This window comes from Lachnoclostridium phocaeense (assembly GCF_959599685.1).
Taxonomy (GTDB): domain Bacteria; phylum Bacillota; class Clostridia; order Lachnospirales; family Lachnospiraceae; genus Claveliimonas; species Claveliimonas monacensis.
Genome location: NZ_CAUGIN010000029.1, coordinates 1 through 17,223 on the forward strand (window position 1 = coordinate 1; position 17,223 = coordinate 17,223).

Genomic DNA, 17,223 nt, shown 5'->3' on the forward strand with positions numbered 1-17,223 from the left:
ACGGCCCGGCGCGAAATACAGACGGATATCACCGCCGTCGCCGTATTTTTCTTTGAAAACGCTCAATACTTTCTCTTTCATTTCCACATACACCTTTCTACTGTTTTTCTATAATTATAGTTGGATTTCCCGCCAAAAACTATAAGGATAGTTGCTGAAACTATAAAAATATTGCGTTTTTCACTAATCAATCAGCCCCAGATGCTTCATGGCCTGCCAGATGCCTTCCTCCTCCACTTTCGGAGCCACATATTCCGTGTACGGATCCAGCACTTTGTCGTGTTTCCCCATGGCAATTCCGTGGGCCGCATACTGGAACATGGCCAGGTCATTGCTGCTGTCGCCAAAGACATAGGAGCGCTCCCGCCCCAGATTAAAATAGTGCAGGATATAGTCGATGATGGTTCCCTTGGAATACCCCTTCACGATGCACTCGTAGGTGTTATCCCCCCGGTCCAGTATCTCCATATAGTCCGTGAGGAAATCAAAAAATTCTTCCTTTTTGCTCTCCCGGTCCGTGTAGGCAAAGATCTTGTCGTAGGGACAGCCGCCCTGCTCGATATACCTCTCTACTCCCAGCCCTCTGTTCTTCATATATCTCCTGGTGTTCTCCAGGCTGTCAAACCGGGATATCCTGGAGGAGAAGTACACGTCCTCCATCCCCTCGTACAGGGCATCCACCCTGCACTTTTCCGCCATCTCCACAATAGAAGCAGCGGCCTTCGCATCCAGGTGCTCCTCGAAGATCACCTGTCCTCTGTACTCCGCATAGATACCGCACCCGCAAAGGATGCCGTCCACCGGGAGCCTGCGTATCTCCGGCGGCACGGAGCAGGCTGTCCGGCCGGTATTGATAAAGACCAGATGTCCCTTCCTCCTGGCCTCCTCCAGAGCGTGCACGGCACTCTCCGGTATGGTCCTGGTCACCTCGCTGAGCAGGGTGCCGTCTATATCGAAAAATAAAACTGCTCTCTCCATTCTTCTTTCTCCTCTTGACTTTTCCGCGGCAGCACGGGCCTTTCCCGGCTCTGCGGCCGCCTCTATTGTAGCATGACCAGAGTCGTTCGTAAATCCTGTTTCCTGCCCGCGCCGTTTCCTCTTGACATGAAATCCGAGTTCGGACTATAATATTTTTTGTCCGTTTTCGGACTAAATCCGTTTTAATATGAACTTGCAGGAAGAGAGGACGCTATGACAAAAAACAGGAAATCTCTGGAAAAATATTATAATCTCTGGCAGGAGACGACCATTCTGTACGAGAGATGGGCCCGGCTCCACGGTCTCACCTACAACAGCCTGACTGTGCTGATAGCGGTCGCAGACAGAAGGCGCGGGACCTGTACCCAGAAGAGCATCTGCCGGGAGTGGGCCCTCCCCAAGCAGACAGTCAACACGATACTGAAGGATTTTGAAAAGCAGGGCCTGCTGGAGCTTGTCCCGCTTGAGGAGGACCGGCGCAGCAAGGCCATACAGCTCACAGAAAGGGGGCGGGACTTCTGCGGGAGTACCCTCGGGAGCCTGAAGAAGCTGGAGCTTTTTATCATGGAGCAGCTGGACCCGGCCCTCGTGGACGCCATGATCGGCGGCATGGAGCTGTTCTGTCAGTATTTTAAGAAAGGAATGGAACAAAAGCATGAAGCTTTATAGAGAATTTTTCAGCTATGTCATCCCCTCACTCCTGGCCTTCGCCCTGTCGGGTGTCTACTGTATCGTAGACGGCTTCTTTGTGGGGAACAGCATCGGCGATGTGGGACTGACCACCATCAACATCGCCTACCCGGTAGTGGCCCTCCTGCAGGCTGCCGGCACCGGCATCGGGATGGGCGGCGCCGTACACTATTCCATCCGGCTGGCAGCCGGGAAAAGGGAGGAGGCGGAGAGATACACAGACGGCACTGTACTCCTTCTCCTGGCCGCCTCCCTCATCTCCACCCTGGTCTTTTACCTGGCCTCCCCGTCTGTCCTGGCGGCGCTGGGGGCCTCCGGGCATATCCTGGACCTGGGGAACTCCTACCTGCGCATCATCGTCCTTGGGTCTGTGTTCCAGATCTTCGGCACAGGGCTTGTGCCCCTCATCCGCAACATGGGCGGCGCATTCTACGCCATGATGATCATGGTGGCGGGCTTTCTCACAAACATTGTGCTGGACTACGCCTTTGTGTGGGTCCTGCACCTGGGCGTGGACGGTGCGGCCCTGGCTACCCTCATCGGGCAGGCGGTGACCATGGCAGGCGGACTCCTCTTTTTCCTGCGCAGGGGCGTATCCTTCCACCTGCTCCGCTCTGTCTTCTCCTCCGGAAGGGCGGGCGGACTCCTGGGAGGCATTGTGAAGATCGGGCTGTCCCCCTTCGGGATCACCTTCTCCCCCAACATCACCATCATCCTCATGAACCGTTTTCTCATGGACTACGGCGGGGAGAAGGCAGCTGCCTGCTACGCCTGCATCGTGTACGTCATTGTCATCGTGTACCTGCTGCTCCAGGGTGTGGGAGACGGCTGCCAGCCTCTCATCAGCAGGTACTACGGAGAAGACCAGGCAAAAAGCATGAAGAAGGTCTGCAGCCTGGCCTACCTGAGCGGAGTCCTCATCGCGGCCGCCTGCATGCTCCTCATCTTCCTGACCCGCTATCAGATCGGAGGGCTCTTCGGCGCCTCGGACCAGGTACGCGCGGAGGCCGGACAGGTCCTTCCCTGCTTCCTTATAAGCCTCGTCTTCCTGGCCTTTGTGCGGGTCACCACCTCCGCCTTCTACGCCACGGAAAAGACGTTCCTGTCCTACATCCTGGTGTATGCGGAGCCGGCGTTCCTCTTCCTTCTCCTTCTTTTTCTGCCGCGGCTGGCCGGTCTTACCGGCGTGTGGCTGAGCATCCCTCTTGCCCAGACGCTGACCTTTGTGACAGCGCTTGCCTGTAGGCTTTGGGTGTCATCCCGAAGCTCCGGCGGAACACGCGGTTAAAATAGGAAAGATTATTAAAGCCCGCGTCCAGGGCAATGTCCGTAATGCTGGACCGGCCCTCGGCCAGTCTGCCCGCGGCAATCTCCATCCGGTACTGATTGATATACTCCACGCAGGTCATGTTCATATGCTGTTTGAAAAAGCGCATAAAATAGTACTCGCTGAGGTGGCAGACCTCTGCCAGCTCGGCCACGCTCAGTGGGTGCTGATAGTTTTCCTTTATGTACTGGAGGACCGCCCGGAGCTTCTCAATGACCTCCCGGTTCTCCTGTCTCTTCCTCTCAAACGGGACCTGCCTGTACAGAAGGAGCAGGATTTCCAGAAGCCCGGCCTTCACCTCCAGCTCATAGCCCTCCTCCTTTTCGACAAAGCTCCTCCTCAGCCGGCCGACCAGGCTCTCCAGCCTTTCAGAAAACTCCCGGCCTGTGTCCTCCGCCCGCACCACCGCCGGGAAACAGATCTCCCCCTTCTCCACAGGCGCAATGTACTTCACACCGCAGGCGTCCGTCCTGCCCCCCAGCATAGCGGGGTGGAAGACAAAGCTGTCTGTCTCCAGCAGCCTTGTCTTTCCCTCCGGTATCCCGTGGAGCATACCTGATGGGAGAAAAAGGAAGTCCCCTTCTTTCACCTGGCAGGGCTCCAGGTTGATAAGATAGGTGCAGCTCCCCCGCTGCACCCGCGTGATCTCAAACTCCTCGTGCCAGTGGACCGGAAGGCCGGCCAGCCCTGCCGGGTACACGCAGTGATAGTAATCTGCCGGGAACAGGCTTGTCCCGTGATGGCGCTTCTCAAGATACTGTCTTTTTTCCTCCATATCTTTTCCTCCATGGCAGGATTGTGTCAAAAACTGCTAGGAATATGCAAGTAAATCCTGCTTTTCACTTATATAATAGTAGCATACTACAAACGGAACTGAAAGGAGAACTACGCATGATCCGCAAATATACTTTTGGAAACCCATTCCCCACAGAGGCAGTCGTAAAGGAGATCCCCGCCTCCCAGGGAACGCTCCCCTGTTTTTCCATGGAAGATGGAAGTCTCGTCCTCACCATGGAAAAGGACGCTCCGGTGTACGGCCTTGGCGAGCAGGTGCGGGGCATCAACAAGAGAGGCTGGCTCTACACAAGCAACTGCACCGATGATCCCCACCACCTGGAGACCACCCACTCCCTCTACGGAGCACACAACTTCCTTCTCATAGGCGGCAGTGAGCCCTTCGGGATCTTCATCGACTATCCCGGGCGCCTCACCTTTGACATCGGCTACACGCAGAAGGACACCCTGCGCATCACCCCGGAGGACTGGGACCTGGACATCTACGTCATCCAGGAGGAGGACGGCCTTCTCCTCTCCATCGTCCGCAGCTTCCGCCAGCTGATCGGCAGAAGCTACATCCCGCCGAAGTGGGCCTTCGGCTACGGCCAGAGCCGCTGGGGGTACAAAAACGAGGCGGATGTGCGGGAGGTGGCCGCAAAGTACCAGGAGGCCGGCATTCCCCTGGACGCCATCTATCTGGACATCGACTACATGGAGCGATACGAGGACTTCACTGTGTCAGAAGAGAAATTCCCGGATCTGCCCGCCCTGGCTGCGGACATGAAAAAGGAGGGCATCCACCTGGTCCCCATCATCGACGCCGGCGTCAAGATTGAGGATGGCTACTCTGTCTACGAGGAAGGAAAAGCGGCCGGCTACTTCTGCAAGGAGGAGGACGGCACCGACTTTGTGGGAGCTGTGTGGCCGGGACGGGCGCATTTCCCGGATATGCTGAACCCGGAGGCCAGGAGATGGTTTGGCCTGAAATACAAGTTCCTTCTGGACCAGGGCATCGACGGCTTCTGGAACGACATGAACGAGCCCGCCATCTTCTATTCCGAGAAACGTCTGAACAAAGTATTTGACGAGGTAGCCTCCATGAAGGGGCAGAACCTGGATCTGGACAAGAACGATCACCTGCTGGGCCTTGTGAACACCCTGGCAAACAACCCGGAGGATTACCGGAGCTTCTACCACCAGCCGGGCGGCGGCCTTCCCAGAGTGCGCCACGACAAAGTCCACAACCTGTACGGCTACAACATGACCCGGGCAGCCGGGGAGGCTTTTGAGGAGCTGGAGCCGGACAAGAGGATCCTTATGTTCTCCCGCTCCTCCTACATCGGCATGCACCGCTACGGCGGCATCTGGCAGGGAGACAACCTGTCCTGGTGGTCCCATCTGCTCATGAACGTGAAAATGATGCCTTCCCTTAGCATGTGCGGCTTCCTCTACACAGGGGCGGACCTGGCAGGCTTCGGGGCGGACACCACGGAGGATCTGGTGATGCGCTGGCTCCAGTTCGGCATCTTCACCCCGCTCATGCGGAACCACTCCGCCATGGGCACAAGGGAGCAGGAGGCTTACCGCTTCTCAAACGCAAAGGCGCTGGGACAGATCATCAAGCTTCGCTACTGCCTGCTGCCCTACCTGTACAGCGAGTACATGAAAGCGGCTCTCAACGACGACATGCTCTTTCAGCCCCTGTCCTTCGCCTACCCGGATGACGCTTTAGCTGCCCAGGTGGAGGACCAGATCCTCCTTGGCGAGAGTCTTATGCTGGCCCCCGTCTATCAGCAGAATGCCGCAGGCCGCTACGTCTACCTGCCGGAGGACATGCTCTGCGTGACCACCTCCGGGCCGGAGGATTTCCGCTGTCAGAAAATGACGGCCGGACACCACTATGTACCTGTGGCGGAAGAGGAACTGATCTTCTTCGTCCGCAAAGGCCATCTCCTTCCTCTGGCAGAGGCGGCAAAAAATGTGGAAGAACTGGACGCATCCCGCCTGCATGTCATCGCTTACCCTGCGGATACATGCTGCTACACACTCTACGATGATGACGGCTACGGAAAAGACTGCGAGGATCCCTCCCACCTGTCCGCTATTGACGTGACAGCAGACGGCGGGGTAAGATATGAGGGATCACAGGAAAGGACTATCGACATATGTTTCATCTGCTCTTAGCGATCATTTACCTTGCATTTATAAGCCTGGGCCTTCCCGACGGACTCCTTGGGTCCGCCTGGCCCTCCATGTACCAGGAATTCCAGGTGCCGGTGTCCTACGCCGGCATCATTTCCATAATCATCGCGGCAGGCACCATCATCTCCAGCCTCCAGAGCGACCGGCTGACCCTGCGCCTGGGGCCCGGAAAGGTGACAGCTATCAGTGTGGCCATGACAGCGGCCGCCCTGTTCGGCTTCTCCTTCAGCCACTCCTTCATCCTTCTGTGCCTGTGGGCCATTCCCTACGGCCTGGGTGCGGGCAGCGTGGACGCCGCCCTCAACAACTATGTGGCTCTCCACTACTCCAGCACACACATGAGCTGGCTCCACTGCATGTGGGGTGTGGGAGCCTCCGCAGGCCCCTACATCATGGGCCTTGTACTCTCCGGCGGCGCCCCCTGGAACACCGGCTACCGGTATGTCGGCATCCTGCAGGTCATCCTCACGGCCATCCTGCTCCTCAGCCTTCCTCTGTGGAAGAACCGGCAGACCGGAACGGACAGTGAGGCCTCCCGGGGACATGCCCCGGAGGACTCCGGACAGACCGCCCCGGCAAAGCCCTTGTCCTTAAAGCAGATCGCCGCCATCCCCGGGGCAAAGGAGGTCATGGTGACCTTCTTCTGCTACTGCGCCCTGGAGCAGACGGCAGGGCTCTGGGCAGCCAGCTACCTTATGCTCCACGAAGGCATCTCCTCCGAGACCGCCGCTTTCTACGCCAGCCTCTTCTACATCGGCATCACCGTGGGAAGGGGAGCCAGCGGCTTTCTCACCATGCGCTTTAACGATACCCGGATGATCCGCCTGGGTCTGATCCTGATCCTTGCAGGCGTGCTGACTATCCTCCTGCCCCTGGGCGGAAATACATCCCTGGCAGGGCTGATCATCGTGGGACTTGGCTGTGCGCCTGTGTACCCCTGTGTCATCCACTCCACGCCGGAGCGCTTCGGCGCAGACCGGTCCCAGGCCCTCATCGGCGTCCAGATGGCTTCCGCCTACGTGGGCACCTGCCTCATGCCGCCTGTATTCGGACTGATGGCAAACCACATCAGCATTTCCCTGTTTCCTTTCTATCTGCTTGTCATCCTTGTTCTGATGTTTGTGATGCACGAGAAAATGCTGAAAAAAACCGCAAGATCCCTGTAGAGATAAGGAGGAAGGAACATGCAGATCACACTGCGCAGCGACGGAAGGGAGATCAAATCCCACGGGGACTACGCTTTCCCCGTACTTGTCAGCCCCGAGCGGCTGGACGCCTACGAGATGGGCAGCTTTGCCTGCCACTGGCACCCGGAGATTGAGTTTACCCTGATCCTTACGGGCGAAATCCTGTACCAGGTCAATGACCGCACCTATCACCTGAAAAAGGGGGACGGCGTCTTCTGCAACGCCAACATGCTGCACACAGGCCGCCACGCGGATAGCCATGACTGCACCTATCTGTCGGTCACCGTCAACCCTTCCCTTCTGTACGGCTACGAGGCCAGCCTTCTGCAGACCAAGTTCATCCAGCCCGTGACAGAAAACCCGCTTCTCCCCTCCGCCTCCTTCTCCAGGGAGGTGCCCTGGGAGAGGGAGGTCCTCTCCCATCTGGACACGATCCGGCAGCTCTGGCAGGAGCCGCCACGCTCCTACGAGCTGCGGCTCCTCACGGAGCTCTACCAGATCTGGATCCTGCTTTTTGACCACCTGGACCTGGATGCACGCCCCTCCTCCGGGGATGTGCGGGAGCTGGAGCGGCTGCGCCGCATCGTCACCTTCATACACGGACATTATATGGAACACATCTCTCTGGAGGATATCTCCGGCTGCGTCAACATGTGCAAGAGCGAGTGCTGCCGCCTGTTCAAGCGGAACATGAACCAGCCTCTCTTTGACTACCTCCTCCACTACCGCATCCGGCAGAGCATCCCCCTTCTCGTCCAGGGGAAGGACAGCATCACGGACATCTCCCTGCAGTGCGGGTTCTCCAGCCCCTCCTACTACACAAAACTGTTCCGCAAGTTTATGGGCTGCACCCCCAGGGAGTACACGAAATCGGTCCATGCAAAGAAACAAAGCTGACCATGAATTTCTGGGGGCAGAGCACCCTCTTATACTGCAAAAACAGCGCCTCGCAGGAAATATAATTCCCGCGGGCGCTGTTTTTCACTGTTTTCTATCTCTTCATCCAGACGAAATCCCATCCGGACAGTTCCACTGTCTCCGTTTCCTTCGTGACACCTGTCACAAGGTTTGTGTACTGCGCTTTTTCCGGCATCCAGATGGTGCGTCCCTCATCGCTGAAATTAAACACAGCGTGAAGTTCCTCATCTCCAGCCCTGCGCACGATCCAGAGGATGGAGTTGTCGTTGTAATCCTTTGTGTACACCTCTGCATCCGCGCCAAACACGGCTTCTGTCCTTCGGATCTTCTCCAGCTCTTCCAGTCCTGCGAAAATCCGACCCTGTACGCTGGACCCGTCTTTGATGCGCTCTGTCAGATCCCAGCAGAATTTTCCCCTGTGGATATATCTGGAGTCGGGCGCTTTGTCCGGGTCCTCCCTGTAGGTGTAGTCGTTCACCTGGCCGATCTCGTCCCCGCTGTAGAGCATGGGGATGCCGGACTGGGTAAACATATAGGCGTGGAGCATGAGATCCTTGCGGATGGCGCAGGCCATTTTCTCCTGGTCCTGTTCAAATCCCGCGCTCTCCACACCGCACATGGAAGCTGTGGTGGCGCAGAATCTGGCGTCCCCGGTAACCGGGTCCTCGTTGTACAGTTCGCCCCGGCTTACGCTTCCTTCTGTCTTTCCCTGGAAATAGTCATTCAGATATTTCTTGTGAGACACTTCCTCCATGCCCCACTCACGCAGGGAGGCATAGTCCAGCCCCCAGCCAATGTCGTCGTGACACCGCAGGTAGTTGAGAAATGTGTACTCTCTCGGGAGAGAGCAGACCACGTCCATCTGCCTGCGAAGAAGGCGGATATCCCTTGTAGCCACCGTATGCCAGGTAGTGGCCATGGTGGTCACATTGTAGAGCATGTGGCACTCCGGCTTCTCCACTGTGCCGAAATAGGGAGCCACCTCTTTTGGCTCCATGACCACTTCTCCCAGGAGCACGATCCCCGGACACACGATCTCGCCGATCATGCGCATCATGCGGACAATGGTGTGGACCTGGGGCAGGTTCCGGCAATTGGTCCCAAGCTGCTTCCAGATATAGGGCACTGCATCGATGCGGATGATGTCCATGCCCTGGTTGGCCAGATAGAGGAAATTGTACATCATCTCGTTGAATACCCTGGGGTTGCTGTAGTTCAGATCCCACTGGTAGGGGTAAAACGTCGTCATCACATAGTGTCCCATCTCCGGCAGATAGGTAAAATTACCCGGCGCTGTGGTGGGAAATACCTGGGGCACCGTCTTCTCATACTCCCGCGGGATAGCCGGGTCGGCGTAGAAGAAATACCGGCTCATGTACTCCCCGTCTCCCTGGCGGGCTTTCCTGGCCCACTCGTGATCCTCGGAGGTGTGGTTCATGACAAAATCCATGCACAGGCTGATCCCTTTTTCATGGCATTTTTCCGCCAGGCGGGCCAGATCTTCCATGGTCCCAAGCTCCGGCTTCACTTTCCGGAAGTCCGCCACGGCGTAGCCTCCGTCTGATCTCCCTTTCGGGGAGTCCAGGAAGGGCATCAGATGCACGTAATTCACATGGCACTTCTCCAGGTAGGAGAGTTTCTCCTCCACCCCTCTTATATTTCCGGCAAAGTTGTCAATGTACATCATCATGCCCAGCATGTCTCTCTTCCGGTACCATGCGCCTTCCGCCTCCCGGCGGGCGTCCAGCTTCTTCAGTTTGCCGTTTCTCTGGTCATAGTACCATTTCATCTGGTCGCAGAGCTCGGCAAACATATCGTCGTTGCCGTACAGCTCCATGTACAGCCACCGCAGCTCATCGTGATGCCGGCCAAGCCTCTCCGCAAAAATCCGGTCGGCCGCCGCCTTTCCTGCGGGCTTTCTTTTCTTCGCTGTTTTTCCTGCCATCTGTCTTATCCCCCGATTGTAATTTATTTAGTCTTCACATACAAAATGCCACTGGTACGCCTGGTACTCTCCTTCCAGCACCGGCTTTGGCACACCCACTTCCCGAAGGGCCGTGCTGTTGTACAGCATGCCGGTCTCCGTATCACGGTACATGGTGTTCTCTTTCAGCCCTCTGACTTTGATGTAGTCCACAGTCATGTTGGCATGTTTCCGGATGCCCACTACCTGCACGAGAGCTTCCTTCCGGTCTTCGGACACAAACTCCCAGGCCCCCTGGTTGTCAGTCTGGGGATTGGTGAGTCGGTAGTAGTCTCCTCTCTGCACAAGAGCCGCATACTTTTTATACTCCGCAATCTGACGGCGGATCTCCTCTTTGTCCTCCGCACTCAGTTCATTTAGGTTCAGCTCATAGCCGAAGGTGCCTGCCATGGCCACCATGCCCCTGGTCTTCATGGATGTCAGACGCCCTGTCTGATGGTTGGGCGAGGCGGACACATGGGCTCCCACAGAGGAAGCCGGGTAAATGAAGGAGGTGCCGTACTGGATCTCCAGGCGGTCAATGGGATCTGTATTGTCGCTGCACCAGATCTGAGGAGTATAGTACAGCATGCCCGCGTCAAAGCGTCCCCCGCCGCCGCTGCATCCCTCGATGAGAATATCCGGATACCGGTCCACCAGCCTCTCCAGGAAATCATAGAGTCCCAGCACATAGTCGTGGAGCACCCGCCCCTGGCTGTCCGCCGTGGCGGAATAGATGTCCGCAAGGCTCCGGTTCATATCCCATTTCACATATTCCACATTGCCCTGGTCCAGGACAGCGCAGATCTTCTCGTAGATGTAATCCACCACTTCTTTTCTGGAGAAATCCAGGACAAGCTGATACCTGGAGCGGTTGGGCCGGCGTCCCGGTATGACGAATGCCCAGTCCGGATGCTCCCGGTAGAGGTCGCTGTCCTCGTTGACCATCTCCGGCTCGATCCAGATACCGAATTTCAGTCCCATGCCGTTGATCTTTTCGATGAGTTCCCCAAGCGTGCAGCCCAGCTTTTCCTCGTTGACAACCCAGTCTCCCAGGCCCCGCATGTCGGTGTCTCTCTTTCCAAACCAGCCGTCGTCCAGGACGAACATCTCGATCCCTAAGTCCGCCGCCTGCTGCGCCAGCGCAAAAAGGCTGTCCCCTGTAAAGTCAAAGTAGGAGGCCTCCCAGCTGTTGAGAAGAATAGGACGCACAGTCTCTTTATATTTTCCTCTGCACAGATGGGAACGGATACAGCGGTGCATATTCTGGGACAGCTTTGAAAGCCCTTCGGAGGAGTAGCTTAAGATCACCTCCGGAGACTGGAACTGCTCTCCCGGGTTCAGCGGGTAGGCAAGCTGCTCCTCGCTCATTCCCATGAGCAGACGGGTCTGGTAATACTGGTCCTGTCCTGCCTCACTCTGAAATCCCCCGCTGTAGACGAACGTCATAGCGTAGCAGCTTCCTGCGTCTTCCGTGGCGTCATGCTCCGCCAGGATCACCGCCGGGTTGTACTGGTGGCTGGAAGTTCCCCGAAGGCTTCCGATCTTTGCCACGCCGTGTCCCACAGGCATCCGCTGGCAGTTTCTCTCCATGGCATGGCGGCCGTAAAATGTAATAAAATCATACGCTCCGCCCACAAGGTCCAGGCAGGCCGGCGCCAGCTTCTTGACAGAGATATGCCCTTTGCTGGCATTGACAATCTTCACACTTCTTGTGATCACATCATACTGGGGCAGCACGCCGTAGAGAAGCACCGCCTGCACCCCTGTCACCGGATCTGCCAGCACCACCTCCAGGGTCTGGGCCTCGTCCGTGTCCGCGTACACAGCCGGAAGGCCGGGAAGGGAGTACTTTCCTTCTTTGATGGTATGGCTCACATACCGGAAATCACTGGCATAAGTACGGTCCGTGTTTTTGATGATGCAGGCCGGCGTGCGGTAGTCCCCGGTTCCCAGGGACGGGAACTCCTGGGGCAGCGCGTCCATAGAGTAGGTCCTGTCCGTGTCCGCCTCATAGGGGTTTCCTGAAAATCCCCGGTCATAATAGGTCAGCAGATAATCCATGCACCCTTCCGCTGTCTTTCCGTAGTACAGGTGCAGAAGGAAGCCGTACCGGTCTATCTGCATCTGATACGTGGTATTTCTTGTGTGTAATGTGATGGTCTTATACTTTTCATCATAAATAATGCTCATTTTGTCTCTCCTGCTCTGTAAGTTATCAAGTGCCGCAAGAGCGGGTACATATACCTTCCGGTACACAGACCCGCTCTGCGGCAGATACATCCATCTGTATGGTGTATCTGAATGTATTTATTTTACAGCACCATTTACAACACCGTTGATGATCTGTTTCTGGCAGATCACGTAGAAGATAAGGATCGGGATCAGCGCCAGCAGATAAGATGCAAATGCCAGGTTGTAGTTTGTACCAAACTGCGTCTGGAAATTCAGCTGTGCCAGAGGCAGTGTGTTCTGTCCTGTACCGGACATGATGACAAGTGGTGTCATCACATCGTTCCATACAGCCAGTGCTGTGATGATGGCCACTGTAGCGTGCATAGGCTTCATGATGGGGAAGATGACCTTCCAGTAGGTGCGCCATGTGCTGGCGCCGTCCACCCTGGCCGCTTCCTCAAGGGCAATGGGAATGTTCACCAGATACCCCGAGTACAGGAGCACGTTCATAGGCATATAGAATACCACATACAGGATGATAACGCCAGCCCAGTTTGCAAGTCCCAGCTCCGCTGTCTGTTTTGCCAGAGGCATCATCAGGATAGCGAAAGGTACGAACATACCGCTTACAATGAAGAGGTACACGAATTTATAAAATTTGCTGTGGGCGCGGTTCCGGCCGATGGCGTATCCCATCATAGAGTGGAGCACGATGGAAAGCACCACGGTCACAACTGTGATGAGGACACTGTTTCCAAGGGATCTCCAGAAGTCTGTCACCTCCATGGCCTGGGCAAAGTTGGAAAGACTCCAGCTCTCCGGGAGGGAGAGGATGCCGGAGATGCTGTTGGTCATCTCAGAGGGCTGCTTAAATGCAATCACGACAGCCATGTACAGCGGGAACACGATGGTGCTCAGTCCCAGGATGAGAAGGACCACGACCGGCCAGTTTGTCTTGACTTTATCTACTTTTTTATTCATTATAACTGCTCCTCCTTCCTGCTGGAGATGCTCATCTGTGCCGCGGAGATAGCCACGATCACGATGAAGAAGATGACGGCGTTAGCGCTCTGGTAACCGAAGCTTCCGCCCTTCATACCATTGTTGTAGATCAAGAATGAAATGGACTCTGTGCTCTGTGCAGGTCCTCCCTGTGTCATGGCCATGATCTGGTCAAATACCATGAGGAAGTTCTTCACGCACAGCACCATGTTGATGGTGAAGAAGGGGATGATCAGCGGGAAGGTCAGATGTCTGAACTGCTTCCATCCCGTAGCTCCGTCCAGGGAGCCTGCCTCGTACACATCCTCCGGCACGGTCTGCAGACCGGAAATGTAGATGATGGTGTTCATGGCTATATTCTGCCAGCAGCACACGATGACGATGGCAAACCAGGCCGTGCTCTCGTTGGAGAGAAGGCTGGAGCTCAAGGTCTCGCTTCCGATCATCTCGCCGAGAGCCGGAAGGATGTAAGTGAACAGGTACTGGAACACGTAGCCCACTACCAGGGCGCCAAGCACGTTTGGCAGGAAGTAGGCTGCCCGGAAAAATCCTTTTGCCCGGATCTTGCTGTTCAGCCCCAGGGCCAGGATCAGACTGATCACATTGGTGATGATGGTGGCACAGATGGCCAGCTTAAATGTAAACAGGTAGGAGCCGCCCACACGTGAGTCCGTGAACAGGTCCATGTAATTCCGAAGGCCTACCCAGTCGTAGGTCCCAAAGCCTTTAAAGTTCGTGAAGCTGTAGATAACGCCCCGGATCAGAGGGATGGTGTTAAAGCACACAAATAATGCCAGGATCGGTATCGTTATCAACAGGAAGGTGCGTTTTCTCTCATTTTTCATTGTATCCCCACTCCTTTCCTACTACTCATTGCCGCCGTTTTCTTCGTACTCCTGTACTTCGCGGATGATGTCGCGGTTGTACCGCTGCCAGTCCTTATCGAATCGTGCCAGGAAGGCGTCTGTATCCTTGTCGATCACATAGGTCTGAAGGATCGCGTCCGCAGCCATCTCCGACGGATAGTAGTGGTCCTGGTAGTCGGTCATGTTGCCGGACTCTATGTACTCGGTCATGCCGTCCACGTAGGGGGCCAGCTCAAAGTCTCCCTCGCGGCAGGGAATGGCATTCTGGTCATCCACATAGGCCTGGATGTTCTCATCCTCCAGCAGGAAGTCAAGGACTTCATAGGCAGCCTCCTTGTTGGGGCAGTCCGCTGTCACGCAGAAGCCAAGGTCGATACCGGAGTTCAGCGTGTTGCCGTCTGAAGAGTCGCTGGCAGGCATAACGAAGGAGTCAATGTTCATATCCGGATTGACAGAAAGGATCTGGGGAACCGCATAGCTTCCGATGGGGTACATGGCGGACTCGCCTCTTGCAAAGGCTGTACATGCGTCGTTGTAGCCGTATGCCACCGGGTCCTCCGGGCCGTACTCCATAAGCTGGATATATTTCTCAGCAGCCTCTGCGTAGCCTTCTGTAAAGTTCGCCTCTCCTCTGTTCACCTGCTTGCACAGGTCAGCGGGAGCTAAGTCCACCGCAATGCCGTTCCAGGGCGCCAGACATGTCCAGGTGTCACGGAAGCCGAAGTAGAAGGGAAGGATGCCCTCCGCCTCTATCTCCTCGCACAGGCTCATCAGCTCGTCCCAGTTAGTGGGGATCTCCCAGCCGTGCTCCTCAAACATATCCCTGTTGTAGAGAATGCCTGCCGCATTGGCCACATAGGGCACGATGTAGGTACCGTCTGTGGGAACGATCTCCAGGGCTTCCGCAATGTCTATGTAGGACTCCTTGATGTTCTGCATGCCTTCGTAGTCAGACACATCAGCCAGGATCTCCGCATCCACATAGTATGAATAGTTGATATCACCGCCGATACCGATGATATCCGGGTAGTCTTCCCGGATAAACCTTGTCCTCATGATGGTAGACGCATCGTTAGGGGAGTCGATGGTCAGATGGATATCGTCGTGGGTGGCATTGAACTGTTCTTCCACCTGGTCAAAGTAGGTAGCCGCCTCCGGCTTGTACTGCAGGATCTCGATCTCAGTCTTCCCGCTGGACTCGCCGCTTCCCGAGCAGCCCGACAGCATCAGCCCGCCGGTCATGACCAGGACCAGCGCCGCACTGAGATATCTTGCACTTTTTCCTCTCATTTTCATATCTCCTTTCTTCCTTTATGCTTTCTTTTTTACGGTAGCTTCATTTTAACATATCAATATGCGTCTATAAATACCGCTGTTTTTTTTGTTTTATGCCTTTATACTTGTTTTCGCCCTATATATTGATGTCATCTAGCATTTTGGTATATAATGATGTCAGATACGAAAGATACCGAAAAAATGCTGCAGGAGGTGAATGTATGAGCAATGTACTGTACTCCATCTTTCCAAGCGAGAACTTTATAGACCTGGGGCTTTACCAGTATGGGTGGGAACAGTGTGACCCGGCCCACTCCTTCGGGCCTGCTGCCAGGAACCACTATCTGTTCCACTATGTCATATCCGGGACCGGCACTCTGACCGCGGAAAACTCCCGCCGGGAGTCCGTCACGTACAACGTCAAGAGCGGCCAGGGATTTATGCTCTTCCCGCACCAGATCTGCACTTACATCGCTGACAGCGAACTCCCCTGGGAGTACACCTGGCTTGAATTTGACGGGCTGAAAGTAAAGGAGTTCATCGAGACTGCCGGGCTCACCATGAACACACCCATCTACCGGCCCCGGCACAAAGACATTGCACAACAGATGACGGATGAGATGCTCTACATCGCCAACCATTCCCAGGAGTCCCCCTTACATCTGATCGGCCATCTGTACCTCTTTCTGGACTATCTGGCAAAGTCCAACTCCTCCCCCATCCAGACCCAGGGGAACAGGATGCGGGACTTCTATATTAAGGAAGCCCTCTCTTTCATTGAGCAGAATTTCCAGAATGATATCTCAGTGGAGGACATTGCCGCTTTCTGTAATCTGAACCGGAGCTACTTTGGAAAGATCTTCCGGGACACCGTAGGGATATCTCCCCAGGAGTTTTTGATCTCCTACCGCATGTCCAAGGCGGGGGAACTTCTGAAGATGACGTCCCTGTCTATTGCGGACATCGGAAACGCGGTGGGCTATCCGAACCAGCTGCATTTCTCAAGGGCATTTAAAAACGTGTACGGCGTATCCCCCAGAGCGTGGCGGTACGAACAGCAGGAGAAAATGGAGTAGTTGATCCTTAAACATCCTCCCTATATCGAACATTTTATATCGCACGATATTGTATTGATATTTTCGTATGATTTGTGTATAATAACAATATATAAACCACACCTCGAAGGGAGGAATTTGTATGATCATTACTGCAACCGAATTTAAAACCAACCTTGGAAAATATCTGGAAATAGCAGCGTCCCAGGATATTTTTATTACCAAGAACGGCAAAAATATTGCCCGCCTTACAAGCCCCGCTGTCAATAAACTGGCTCTTCTTGATGATCTTGTGGGAATTATTCCAGAAAGTCAGACAATGGATGAAGATACTATACGAGAGGAGCGGTTGGCCAGACAATGAGAATACTGATTGATACCAATGTCATTATGGATATTATCCAAAGACGAGAACCGTTTTTCGCAGACTCCTACCAGGCGTTCCGCAAGGCCATAGAAAATGATGTGGAATGTCTCATCTCCGCATCTGCTGCCACAGATATTTTCTATATACTCCGCAAAGCGTTTCAATCCGCTCAAAAGGCAAAGGATCGGATTGAACAGCTTTCTCAACTTGTCACATTTGCTGATGTACAGAGTGTAGATATTCATACCGCACTCATGCGCTCTATGCCCGACTTTGAAGATGCCGTTGTAGACGCTGTGGCGGAGCGGAACGGTGCAAGCTATATTCTCACAAGGAATATCAAAGATTTTGCCGGTTCCTCTGTTCCGGCGATCACGCCGACTGAATTTTTGAAAAAGTAACATCAAAAAAGGAAGTAATCCACAAAACAATGGGGAATAC

At 55.0% G+C, this 17,223-nt stretch carries 15 protein-coding genes; 8 read left to right on the forward strand and 7 right to left on the reverse strand.

Annotated features, from left to right (window positions below):
* Positions 1 to 183 precede the first annotated feature (183 nt).
* Positions 184 to 978 carry a Cof-type HAD-IIB family hydrolase gene (locus Q5911_RS11860; protein WP_303183024.1) on the reverse strand — a complete coding sequence of 265 codons (795 nt, stop codon included), beginning with the start codon at positions 976 to 978 and terminating at the stop codon, positions 184 to 186.
* 213 nt (positions 979 to 1,191) lie between these two features.
* On the opposite strand from Q5911_RS11860, the gene Q5911_RS11865 reads away from it, so the two are divergent.
* Both Q5911_RS11865 and Q5911_RS11870 read left to right on the forward strand, forming a co-directional pair.
* Entirely contained in the window at positions 1,192 to 1,647 is a 456-nt protein-coding gene (locus Q5911_RS11865) for a MarR family winged helix-turn-helix transcriptional regulator (RefSeq protein WP_191383592.1), read from the forward strand.
* A complete protein-coding gene (locus Q5911_RS11870; RefSeq protein ID WP_076778710.1) occupies positions 1,634 to 2,956 on the forward strand; it encodes an MATE family efflux transporter in 1,323 nt (440 codons plus the stop codon). The genes Q5911_RS11865 and Q5911_RS11870 overlap by 14 nt, the downstream gene beginning before the upstream one ends.
* Here Q5911_RS11870 and Q5911_RS11875 read toward each other — a convergent pair.
* Entirely contained in the window at positions 2,847 to 3,770 is a 924-nt protein-coding gene (locus tag Q5911_RS11875; RefSeq protein WP_076778713.1) for an AraC family transcriptional regulator, read from the reverse strand. The genes Q5911_RS11870 and Q5911_RS11875 overlap by 110 nt on opposite strands.
* Before the next feature lie 116 nt (positions 3,771 to 3,886).
* Between Q5911_RS11875 and Q5911_RS11880 the strand changes: the two genes are divergently transcribed.
* Genes Q5911_RS11880 through Q5911_RS11890 form a run of 3 tightly spaced genes read left to right on the forward strand, consistent with a single transcriptional unit; the run spans position 3,887 to position 8,058 of the window.
* Positions 3,887 to 5,956 carry a glycoside hydrolase family 31 protein gene (locus Q5911_RS11880; RefSeq protein ID WP_303183031.1) on the forward strand — a complete coding sequence of 690 codons (2,070 nt, stop codon included), beginning with the start codon at positions 3,887 to 3,889 and terminating at the stop codon, positions 5,954 to 5,956.
* Positions 5,938 to 7,140 (forward strand): MFS transporter, encoded by a 1,203-nt coding sequence (locus Q5911_RS11885; RefSeq protein ID WP_303183033.1) that lies wholly within the window; start codon positions 5,938 to 5,940, stop codon positions 7,138 to 7,140. Before Q5911_RS11880 ends, Q5911_RS11885 begins: the two co-directional genes overlap by 19 nt.
* Positions 7,141 to 7,158: 18 nt before the next feature.
* A complete protein-coding gene (locus Q5911_RS11890) occupies positions 7,159 to 8,058 on the forward strand; it encodes a helix-turn-helix transcriptional regulator (protein WP_076778725.1) in 900 nt (299 codons plus the stop codon).
* 94 nt (positions 8,059 to 8,152) lie between these two features.
* Here Q5911_RS11890 and Q5911_RS11895 read toward each other — a convergent pair whose 3' ends face one another.
* The 5 genes from Q5911_RS11895 to Q5911_RS11915 all read right to left on the reverse strand — a co-directional run bounded on the left by Q5911_RS11895 (position 8,153) and on the right by Q5911_RS11915 (position 15,375).
* Entirely contained in the window at positions 8,153 to 10,024 is a 1,872-nt protein-coding gene (locus Q5911_RS11895) for an alpha-amylase family protein (protein WP_303183036.1), read from the reverse strand.
* Between the two features lie 27 nt (positions 10,025 to 10,051).
* Positions 10,052 to 12,235 carry an alpha-galactosidase gene (locus Q5911_RS11900; protein WP_303183038.1) on the reverse strand — a complete coding sequence of 728 codons (2,184 nt, stop codon included), beginning with the start codon at positions 12,233 to 12,235 and terminating at the stop codon, positions 10,052 to 10,054.
* Between the two features lie 117 nt (positions 12,236 to 12,352).
* On the reverse strand, positions 12,353 to 13,198 hold the full coding sequence (locus Q5911_RS11905) for a carbohydrate ABC transporter permease (protein WP_303183040.1): 846 nt from the start codon (positions 13,196 to 13,198) through the stop codon (positions 12,353 to 12,355).
* Positions 13,198 to 14,064, reverse strand: coding sequence for a carbohydrate ABC transporter permease (locus tag Q5911_RS11910; RefSeq protein ID WP_087173835.1), 867 nt, complete (start codon positions 14,062 to 14,064; stop codon positions 13,198 to 13,200). Before Q5911_RS11910 ends, Q5911_RS11905 begins: the two co-directional genes overlap by 1 nt.
* Positions 14,065 to 14,085: 21 nt before the next feature.
* The gene (locus Q5911_RS11915; RefSeq protein ID WP_303183043.1) at positions 14,086 to 15,375 is read right to left on the reverse strand and encodes an extracellular solute-binding protein; all 1,290 of its coding nucleotides are present in this window, start codon (positions 15,373 to 15,375) and stop codon (positions 14,086 to 14,088) included.
* Positions 15,376 to 15,581: 206 nt separating this feature from the next.
* Between Q5911_RS11915 and Q5911_RS11920 the strand changes: the two genes are divergently transcribed.
* From Q5911_RS11920 to Q5911_RS11930, 3 genes are all read left to right on the forward strand, one after another.
* Positions 15,582 to 16,436, forward strand: coding sequence for an AraC family transcriptional regulator (locus tag Q5911_RS11920; RefSeq protein ID WP_303183045.1), 855 nt, complete (start codon positions 15,582 to 15,584; stop codon positions 16,434 to 16,436).
* A gap of 121 nt (positions 16,437 to 16,557) precedes the next feature.
* Entirely contained in the window at positions 16,558 to 16,779 is a 222-nt protein-coding gene (locus Q5911_RS11925) for a type II toxin-antitoxin system Phd/YefM family antitoxin (protein ID WP_076778747.1), read from the forward strand.
* Positions 16,776 to 17,183, forward strand: coding sequence for a PIN domain-containing protein (locus Q5911_RS11930; RefSeq protein ID WP_076778750.1), 408 nt, complete (start codon positions 16,776 to 16,778; stop codon positions 17,181 to 17,183). The genes Q5911_RS11925 and Q5911_RS11930 overlap by 4 nt, the downstream gene beginning before the upstream one ends.
* The last annotated feature ends 40 nt before the right edge of the window (positions 17,184 to 17,223 follow it).